Below are 8675 nucleotides of genomic sequence, written 5' to 3' on the forward strand. Positions count from 1 at the left end.
GCGCAGAACCATTTCGCGCGTTTGGCCGTCGGGTAGGTAGATGGCAAGAATCTCATCATTGCCGTCCGTGCTAATTCATTCAGATGCGGGTAATTCGAAACGAGGGCGCCGACGGTTCGCCGATGCTCCCAAGGGAGCGATGGCTGGATTGTTGGGTCACGCCCCCTCTTGAGCTGGGATTCGAGTGACGCGCCGTTGTGGCCCTTCTGAATTCGCTTTCAGGGCCGTGGAGCGGAGGGACTCTTTGGGGCATATACCCCCAAATCCAGGGAAATGCACACCCCATTTGTAGTCCCATTTATACCCCCAGATACCCCCCTGGATTCTGGCAAGCTTCCATGGACGTCCATGGACGAGTCAAACCTGTTCTACAGAGGGGAAAAGAAAAAGGCCGCACGTTCATGGAACTGTGCTGCCTTATCTGTGGTGCCCGAGGCCGGAATCGAACCGGCACGCCTTGCGGCGGCGGATTTTGAGTCCGCTGCGTCTACCAATTCCACCACTCGGGCTATGTATGGCGCGTGAACTCGCTGAAGCGCGAATTATGGCACAGTATTGGGATATGAATTCCTATCCGACCATCGAAGACGCAATCGGCCACACTCCGCTGGTTGCGCTGCAGCGCATTGGGGCGCAAAGCAGTGCCGCTCGCGGCAATGTGATTCTTGGCAAGCTCGAGGGCAACAATCCTGCGGGGTCCGTGAAGGACCGGCCGGCTGTCTCGATGATCCGGCGAGCCGAGGAGCGTGGCGAGATCAAGCCGGGCGACACCTTGATCGAGGCGACCTCGGGCAATACCGGAATCGCTCTTGCGATGGCTGCGGCGATCAAGGGTTATCGCATGGTGTTGATCATGCCGGAGGATCTGTCCATCGAACGTGCGCAGACGATGAAGGCGTATGGCGCGGAGCTGGTTCTCACGCCCAAGAGCGGCGGCATGGAGTATGCGCGTGATCTGGCGGATTCCATGGTCAAGCAGGGCAAGGGCGTCGTGCTCGATCAGTTCGCCAATTTCGACAATCCGCGCGCCCACTACGAGACCACTGGGCCTGAATTGTGGGAACAGACGCAGGGCCGCATCACGCATTTCGTGAGCGCGATGGGGACGACCGGAACGATCACCGGCGTGGCCCGTTTCCTGAAGGAGAAGAATCCGGCTGTGAAGATCGTGGGCGCGCAGCCCACGGAGGGGTCGCGCATTCCCGGCATCCGCAAGTGGCCGGAAGAATATCTGCCCAAGATCTACGAGCCGTCGCTGGTTGATGAGCTGGTGTACGTGACGCAGGATGATGCAGAGGACATGGCCCGTCGCCTGGCGCGCGAGGAAGGCATCTTTGGCGGCATTTCCGCGGCCGGAGCATGCGTCGTGGCTCAGCAGATCGCGGAGCGCGAAGAGAATGCGACCATTGTCTTCGTGGTGTGCGACCGCGGCGACCGCTATCTCTCGACGGGCGTATTCCCCGCCTGATCCGCCGGACCGCGGCAAGCGGTCACACCAAGAAGAAAAGCACGGCATGCAATACGAAACCAATTTCTGTCCCCACTGCGCGACGGACCTGGAGCCCACGGTACTCATGGAGGACGGTGGCGAGAAGGAGCGGCTGCGCTGTCCGGCCTGCGGCTGGACGCATTGGAACAATCCCACGCCCGTGCTGGCGGCCATTGTTGAGGTGAATGGGCGGGTACTGCTCGCGCGCAATGCGGCCTGGCCGCCGAAGATGTTCGCGTTGATCACTGGCTTCATGGAGGCCGGCGAATCGCCTGCCGAGGGCGTGGCGCGTGAGGTGAAGGAAGAAACCAACCTTGACGTGAAGTCGATCTCCATCGTGGGCGCATACGAGTTTCTGCGCATGAACCAGGTCATCATCGCCTATCACGTGGTGGCGGATGGCGAGGTCAGGCTGTCGCCCGAGCTGGTCGATTACAAGTTCGTCAATCTGGGCGAACTCAAGTGCTGGCCGGCGGGAACGGGTTATGCGCTGGCCGACTGGCTCAAGTCGCGCGGCTACGATCCGGTGTTCTTCACCGAGGAGGAAAATGCGGAGCGCCGCCGTGGCCTGGGCGAGGGCGAAGCGCCCAAGAACTGAGTGACTGGAAACATGATGGATATCCAAGTAGACAAGGAAGTCGATGCGCGCGGGTTGAACTGCCCGCTGCCGATCCTGCGCGCGAAGAAGGCGCTGGCGGAGTTGGCGAGCGGCCAGTTGCTGAAGGTGGTTTCAACCGATACGGGGTCGATGCGGGACTTCCAGGCGTTTTCCAAGCAGACAGGCAATGAACTGGTGGACCAGCAGGCTGTGGGGGACGAGTTCATCCACATCCTGCGCCGCCGTTGATCCGCCGCGATCCGCGGGCGGAGCGCGGGCCGTCCTGGCGCCCGCGGTTGCGTCTTCTTTCTCATTGAATGGCTTCGCGCACCGCCATCAGCGCCGTGCGCAGCCGCTCCATGGGGACTGATCCCAGCGCCAGCCGCAGGGCGTGGGGCGGCGAAGGCGTGGCCGCATAGGGTTCGGCGGTCGACACGGAAATATGCCGACGCAGCAGCTCGGCTGCAACCAGGTCCGCACGCAGCTCCTCTCCCAGGGGGATCCAGACGAAGTATGAGGCGGGATGGCGAATCAGCCGGTGGCCCGATAGCGTTTGGGTGACGAGCTCCTGCCGCGCCCTGGCGTCATTGCGCTTGTCTGCTTCCAGCCGTGCGATGGTGCCGTCCTCGAGCCAGCGGCAGGCCAGGGCGGTCATCACGCCGGGGGTGTTCCAGTTGGTTGCGCGGATGCAGCGCTCCAGCGCGGGCAGATGATGGTCCGGCGCGACGACAAAGCCTACTCGCAGGCCTGTGGCGATGCTCTTGGATAGGCCGCTGACGTGGATCGCGATCTCGGGTGCCAGCGCGGCCAGGGGTGGCGGCGCGTTTTTTTCGAGGTAGGCGTAGGCGGCGTCCTCGATGATCAGTGCGCCGAATTGGCGTGCGATGGCCGCCAGCCGCCGCCTGCGTTGCAGGCCCATCACCCAGCCGAGGGGGTTGTGCAGCGTGGGCATGGTGTAGATGGCGCGCACGCGGCGGCGTTTGCATAGTGATTCCAACGCATCGAGATCAGGCCCGTTGCGTGCCATGGGGACCGGCAGCAGTTCGAGATGCAGCGTTCTTGCGAGCAGCTTGAACCCGGGATAGGTAAGAGCGTCCACCGCGACCACGTCGCCGGGCTTCAGCAGGGCCATCGTGGTGATGGCAAGCCCGTGTTGGGCTCCATCGGTCAGCAGCACCTGCCTGGCCGATGTCCGCAACCCACGCGTATGCAGATGCGCGGCCACGGCTGCACGGTCCCGGGCGCGGCCTCCGTGAGGCTGGTAGTGCAGCAGCGACTCCAGGTCGCCCTCTCCGGCCAGTTGGCGCAAGGCGGTGCGCAGCAGCTCGGTCTGGCCGGGTGTTACGGGATTGTTGAAGTTCAGGTCGATGTGGCCCGGGATCACGCAAGGATAGTCCACCCCCAGGCCGCGCGGCAGGGAAAGGTCCTTCACGAACGTGCCGCGCCCGGTCTCGCCGCTCACGAGGCCCATGTCCTGCAATTGCGCATATACGCGCGTGGCGGTCACCAGGGCGAGGCCATGCCGCGATGCGAGCTGGCGATGGGTGGGCAGGCGCGTGCCCGCGGCCAATTCACCCGAGCGGATCCGGCGGGCGAGCTGGTCGACGATTTCCTTGTAGCGTGCATCGGCCATGATTGATTGTATCCATGACAATTCTTTGATTGTATTGAATGCTGTCATTACCATGCACCCGCTGCGATTGTGCGGCGACATCCGGATGGGACAGGACGATGACTACGGTAATGGCAAAAGGCGTGGCGGACAGTGGGTGGTGGAACGGGCTGGCGGGGGTGCTGATCTTCAGCGGCTCGCTGCCCGCGACGCGGTTGGCGCTGCGCGATTTCGATCCCTTGTTCCTGACGGTGGCGCGCGCGGGCATCGCCGGTTTTCTGGCCCTGGCGATCGTGCTGTGGCGCAGGCAGGCGCGGCCTTCGCGAGGGCAATGGGTGCCGCTGGCGGTGGTTGCCGTCGGGGTCGTCATCGGTTTTCCGCTGTTGACCGCGATGGCATTGCAGCATGTGACTTCCGCGCATTCCATCGTGTTCATCGGACTGCTGCCGCTAGCGACGGCGGTGTTCGGGGTGCTGCGCGGCGGTGAGCGCCCCCGGCCCGCGTTCTGGGCCTTTTCGTTGATCGGCAGCGCGCTGGTGGCGGCATTCGCCGTCCATGAAAGCGTCAGCACCGCGCCTTGGGGCGATGCGCTCATGCTGCTGGCGATCACTGTGTGCGGCCTGGGATATGCCGAGGGCGGGCGCCTGGCGCGCAGTCTTGGCGGCTGGCAGGTCATTGCATGGGCGCTGGTGCTGTCATTGCCTGCGATGGCCCTGGCGATGCTCTGGCTGTGGCCCGCGAGGATGGGCGAGGTGAGTGCGCCGGGTTGGCTGAGCCTGGCCTACGTGGCGCTGTTCAGCATGTTTCTGGGCTTTGTGTTCTGGTACCGTGGCCTGGCGCTGGGCGGTATCGCGGCGGTGGGGCAACTGCAATTGCTGCAGCCGTTCTTCGGCCTGGCGCTGGCCGGGTGGCTGCTGCACGAACCGGTGAGCAGGGCCATGCTGGCGGTGACGATCGGCGTCGTGCTGTGCGTGGTGGGTGCGAAAAAATTCGCGGCCTGACGGTCATGCCGCCAGGCCCGCGTGCGCATATGAAGGCCGGATCGGGCCGGCGGCTCAGATGTCCAGGCTCTTGAGATAGTCGCGGAAGCTCGGGCCGACGTCCGGGTGGCGCAGCGCGAGTTCCACCGTGGCCTGCAGGAAGCCTTCCTTGCTGCCGCAGTCGTAGCGCTTGCCGCTGTATTGGTAGGCGTAGACGGTTTCCGATTTCATCAGGCGCTCGATGGCGTCGGTGAGCTGGATTTCGCCGCCCACGCCCTTGGGCTGGTTGCGGATCTCGTCGAAGACGGCGGGAGTCAGCACGTAGCGGCCCGCAACGCCCATGCGCGAGGGCGCCTTGTCGGGCGCGGGCTTCTCCACGATCTCGTCGATGCGCATCAGCGGGCCGCCGGCGGCTTCGCCCTTGACGATGCCGTAGCGCTTGGTCTGCTCGAGGGGCACTTCCTGCACGGCCAGCAGCGAGCGGCCCTGCTTGGCGAACGCAGCGGTCATCTGCGCCATCACGCCGGGGCCGCCTTCGTTGCCGATCATCAGGTCATCGGCCAGCAGCACGGCAAACGGCTCGTTGCCGACCAGCGGCTCCGCGCACAGCACCGCATGGCCCAGTCCCAGCGAGCGCGGTTGGCGCACGAACAGGCAGTTCATGTCTTCGGGGCTGATGCTGCGCACCAGATCGAGCATGGCGTGCTTGCCCGCGTTCTCCAGTTCGTTCTCGAGTTCATAGGCGGTGTCGAAATGGTCCTCGATGGCGCGCTTGCTGCGGCCCGTCACGAAGATCATGTCGCGGATGCCGGCCTCGTAGGCTTCTTCCACCGCATACTGGATCAGCGGCTTGTCCACCACCGGAAGCATCTCCTTGGGCGATGCCTTGGTGGCGGGAAGAAAGCGCGTGCCAAGTCCGGCAACGGGAAATACGGCCTTGCGAACGCGGGTGTGGTTGCTCATGCGTACGAACCTTCGGTCTATCAATCTGGATATGAAAGGCGCGCCATGGGACGCGCCTTTCGCTGCTTGGGGCGGTGAGCCAGGACTGTCAGCCCAGGCGGGCCAGTTGCTCCTTGATGCGGGCGAGCGTGGCGCTCTTTTCCGCGACGCGGCCTTTCTCCTGCTCGATCACGGCTGGCGGCGCCTTGGCGACGAAGGCCTCGTTGGCGAGCTTTCTTGCGGAGCCGGCGATCTCGCCTTCAAGGCGCGCGGCCTCCTTGGACAGGCGGGCCTTCTCGGCCGCTGCGTCCACCTCGACGAACAGCGCCAGGCGGGCGTCGCCCACCACGGAGACCGGCGCGTTCTGCGCGGCCCGGGCCCATTCGGCCTCGTCGTCGAACACCTTGACCTCGCTGAGCTTGGCAAGGTTCTGGAGCACCGCCGCGTTGTCGCGCAGGAAGCGGGCATCGGCCGCGGAGCTTGCGACAGCCAGCAGCGGCAGCCGCTGCGCGGGCGACACGCCCATCTCGCCGCGCAGCGTGCGGCAGGCGTCCACCATCTGCTTGATGCGGCCGACGTAGGCGACTGAATCTTCGTCGATCTTGGCGGGCTGCGCCTCGGGGTAGCGCGAGACGGCAACCGATTCGCCCTGCAGGCCGGCGACGGGCGCCACCTTCTGCCAGAGTTCTTCCGTCACGAACGGAATGATGGGATGGGCAAGGCGCAGGATCGCCTCCAGCGTACGGATCAGCGTGCGGCGCGTCGCGCGCTGCTGCGCCTCGTCGCCGGTCTGGATCTGCACCTTGGCGATTTCCAGGTACCAGTCGCAGAACTCGTTCCATACGAATTCGTAGATCGTGTTGGCGACGTTGTCCAGGCGGAACTCCGCGAAGCCCCTGGCGACTTCGGCCTCCACTTTCTGCAGTTGCGAGACGATCCAGCGGTCCGGCTGGCTGAAGTACATGTAGCCCGCGAATTCACCGCCGGGCTGGCATTGCTCCTGAGTGTGTTCCACGAGTCCGCAGTCGTGGCCTTCGCAGTTCATGAGCACGAAGCGGCTGGCGTTCCAGAGCTTGTTGCAGAAGTTGCGGTAGCCCTCGCAGCGCTTGGAATCGAAGTTGATCGAGCGGCCCAGCGAGGCCAGCGCCGCGAAGGTGAAGCGCAGCGCGTCGGCGCCATAGGCGGGGATGCCGTCGGGAAACTCCTTCTGCGTGTTCTTGCGCACCTGCGGGGCGGTTTCGGGCTTGCGCAGGCCGGTCGTGCGCTTTTCAAGCAGGGGCTCCAGCGAGATGCCGTCGATCAGGTCGACCGGGTCAAGCACGTTGCCTTCGGACTTCGACATCTTCTTGCCCTGCGCGTCGCGTACCAGGCCATGGATGTACACGTGCCTGAACGGCACGCGGCCGGTGAAGTGCGTGGTCATCATGATCATCCGGGCGACCCAGAAGAAGATGATGTCGTAGCCGGTCACGAGCACCGACGAGGGCAGGTACAGGTTGTAGTTGTCATCGGCGGCGTCCGTCTGGTCGGGCCAGCCCATCGTGCTGAACGGCACCATGGCCGAGGAGTACCAGGTGTCGAGCACGTCCGCATCGCGGCGCAGCGTCTTGCCCGGCGCCTGGGCCTGGGCTTCGGCTTCGCTCTTGGCGACATAGATGTTGCCTTCCTCGTCGTACCAGGCGGGAATCTGGTGGCCCCACCACAGCTGGCGCGAGATGCACCAGTCCTGGATGTTGTTCATCCACTGGTTGTAGGTGTTGACCCAGTTTTCGGGCACGAACTCCACCTGGCCCGAGGCCACGGCGTCGATGGCCTTTTGTGCAATGCTCTTGCCCGTGGGGTCCTGGTCGCTGACCTTGCTCATGGCAATGAACCACTGGTCGGTCAGCATGGGTTCGATCACCTGGCCGGTACGGTCGCAGATCGGCACCATGAGCTTGTGCTTCTTGGTCTCCACCAGCAGGCCTTGCGCCTCCAGGTCGGCCACGATGGCCTTGCGGGCTACAAAGCGGTCCATGCCGCGGTATTTTTCGGGCGCCTCGTCGTTGATCTTGGCGGTCAGCGTCAGCACCGTGATCATGGGCAGGCCATGGCGCTGGCCCACCTGGTAGTCGTTCTGGTCGTGCGCAGGGGTGACCTTCACCACGCCGGTGCCGAACTCGCGGTCGACGTACTCATCGGCAATGATGGGGATCTGGCGGCCCACCAGCGGCAGGGTCACGGTCTGGCCGATCAGGGCACGATAGCGCTCGTCTTCGGGGTGGACCATCACGGCCACGTCGCCCAGCATGGTTTCGGGGCGGGTGGTGGCGACCACCAGATTGCCTTCACCGCTGGTCAGCGGGTAGGCAATGTGCCAGAGCGAGCCGTCCTTTTCCTGGTTCTCGACTTCCAGGTCGGAGACGGCCGACTGCAGCACCGGGTCCCAGTTCACCAGGCGCTTGCCGCGGTAGATCAGGCCTTGCTGGTACAGCTTCACAAAGGTCTCGGTCACCACCTTGGACAGCTTGTCGTCCATGGTGAAGTACTCGCGGCTCCAGTCCACGGTGTCGCCCATGCGGCGCATCTGCGTGGTGATGGTGTTGCCGCTCTTTTCCTTCCACTGCCAGACCTTCTCGACAAACTTCTCGCGGCCCAGGTCGTAGCGGCTCACGCCCTGGTCCTGCAGTTGGCGCTCGACCACGATCTGCGTGGCGATGCCCGCGTGGTCCGTGCCCGGCACCCATGCGGTGTTGTAGCCCTTCATGCGGTAGTAGCGCGTGAGGGAGTCCATGATCGTCTGGTTGAAGGCATGGCCCATGTGCAGCGTGCCGGTGACGTTCGGCGGCGGCAGCTGGATGGAGAAATTCCTGTGTCCGGCGACGGACTCCGCATCGGGCTTGCCCGTGCCGCGATAGCCCGCGTTGCCGTAGCCACGCCTTTCCCATTCAGGGCCCCATTGGGCCTCGATGGCGGCGGGTTCAAAGGATTTGGAGAGGCTTTCTAGGCCCGGTTGTGCAATCTTGTTGTCGCTCATGGCAATGCAATGAAAAACGGCATCCCGTGGGATGCCGT

7 protein-coding genes and 1 tRNA gene are annotated in these 8675 nt (G+C 64.3%); 4 read left to right on the forward strand and 4 right to left on the reverse strand.

From position 1 onward, the window contains the following. Positions 1-424: 424 nt before the first annotated feature. Positions 425-509 (reverse strand) — tRNA-Leu (locus ABWP92_RS14925). A 53-nt stretch (positions 510-562) separates the two neighbouring features. Between ABWP92_RS14925 and cysM the strand changes: the two genes are divergently transcribed. Genes cysM through ABWP92_RS14940 form a run of 3 tightly spaced genes read left to right on the forward strand, consistent with a single transcriptional unit; the run spans position 563 to position 2336 of the window. Then, the gene (gene cysM, locus ABWP92_RS14930) at positions 563-1468 is read left to right on the forward strand and encodes a cysteine synthase CysM (protein WP_353236187.1); all 906 of its coding nucleotides are present in this window, start codon (positions 563-565) and stop codon (positions 1466-1468) included. Positions 1469-1514: 46 nt separating this feature from the next. Continuing rightward, positions 1515-2087, forward strand: a complete 573-nt coding sequence (locus ABWP92_RS14935; protein WP_353236188.1) for an NUDIX hydrolase — start codon at positions 1515-1517, stop codon at positions 2085-2087. Between the two features lie 15 nt (positions 2088-2102). Beyond that, positions 2103-2336, forward strand: coding sequence for a sulfurtransferase TusA family protein (locus ABWP92_RS14940; protein ID WP_502907551.1), 234 nt, complete (start codon positions 2103-2105; stop codon positions 2334-2336). Positions 2337-2397: 61 nt separating this feature from the next. Here the strand turns inward: ABWP92_RS14940 and ABWP92_RS14945 are convergent, their stop codons facing one another. Further along, the gene (locus tag ABWP92_RS14945; protein ID WP_353236189.1) at positions 2398-3720 is read right to left on the reverse strand and encodes an aminotransferase-like domain-containing protein; all 1323 of its coding nucleotides are present in this window, start codon (positions 3718-3720) and stop codon (positions 2398-2400) included. Positions 3721-3818: 98 nt separating this feature from the next. On the opposite strand from ABWP92_RS14945, the gene ABWP92_RS14950 reads away from it, so the two are divergent. Next, complete coding sequence (locus ABWP92_RS14950; protein ID WP_353236190.1) at positions 3819-4700, forward strand: DMT family transporter; 882 nt, start codon at positions 3819-3821, stop codon at positions 4698-4700. Between the two features lie 54 nt (positions 4701-4754). On the opposite strand, the gene galU is transcribed toward ABWP92_RS14950, so the two are convergent. Both galU and ABWP92_RS14960 read right to left on the reverse strand, forming a co-directional pair. Beyond that, positions 4755-5642: a UTP--glucose-1-phosphate uridylyltransferase GalU gene (galU, locus tag ABWP92_RS14955; RefSeq protein ID WP_353236191.1), complete on the reverse strand. Its 888-nt coding sequence runs from the start codon at positions 5640-5642 to the stop codon at positions 4755-4757. A gap of 88 nt (positions 5643-5730) precedes the next feature. Further along, positions 5731-8637, reverse strand: coding sequence for a valine--tRNA ligase (locus tag ABWP92_RS14960; protein ID WP_353236192.1), 2907 nt, complete (start codon positions 8635-8637; stop codon positions 5731-5733). Positions 8638-8675: the final 38 nt, after the last annotated feature.

This window comes from Diaphorobacter ruginosibacter (assembly GCF_040396215.1).
GTDB lineage: Bacteria > Pseudomonadota > Gammaproteobacteria > Burkholderiales > Burkholderiaceae_C > Diaphorobacter_A > Diaphorobacter_A ruginosibacter_A.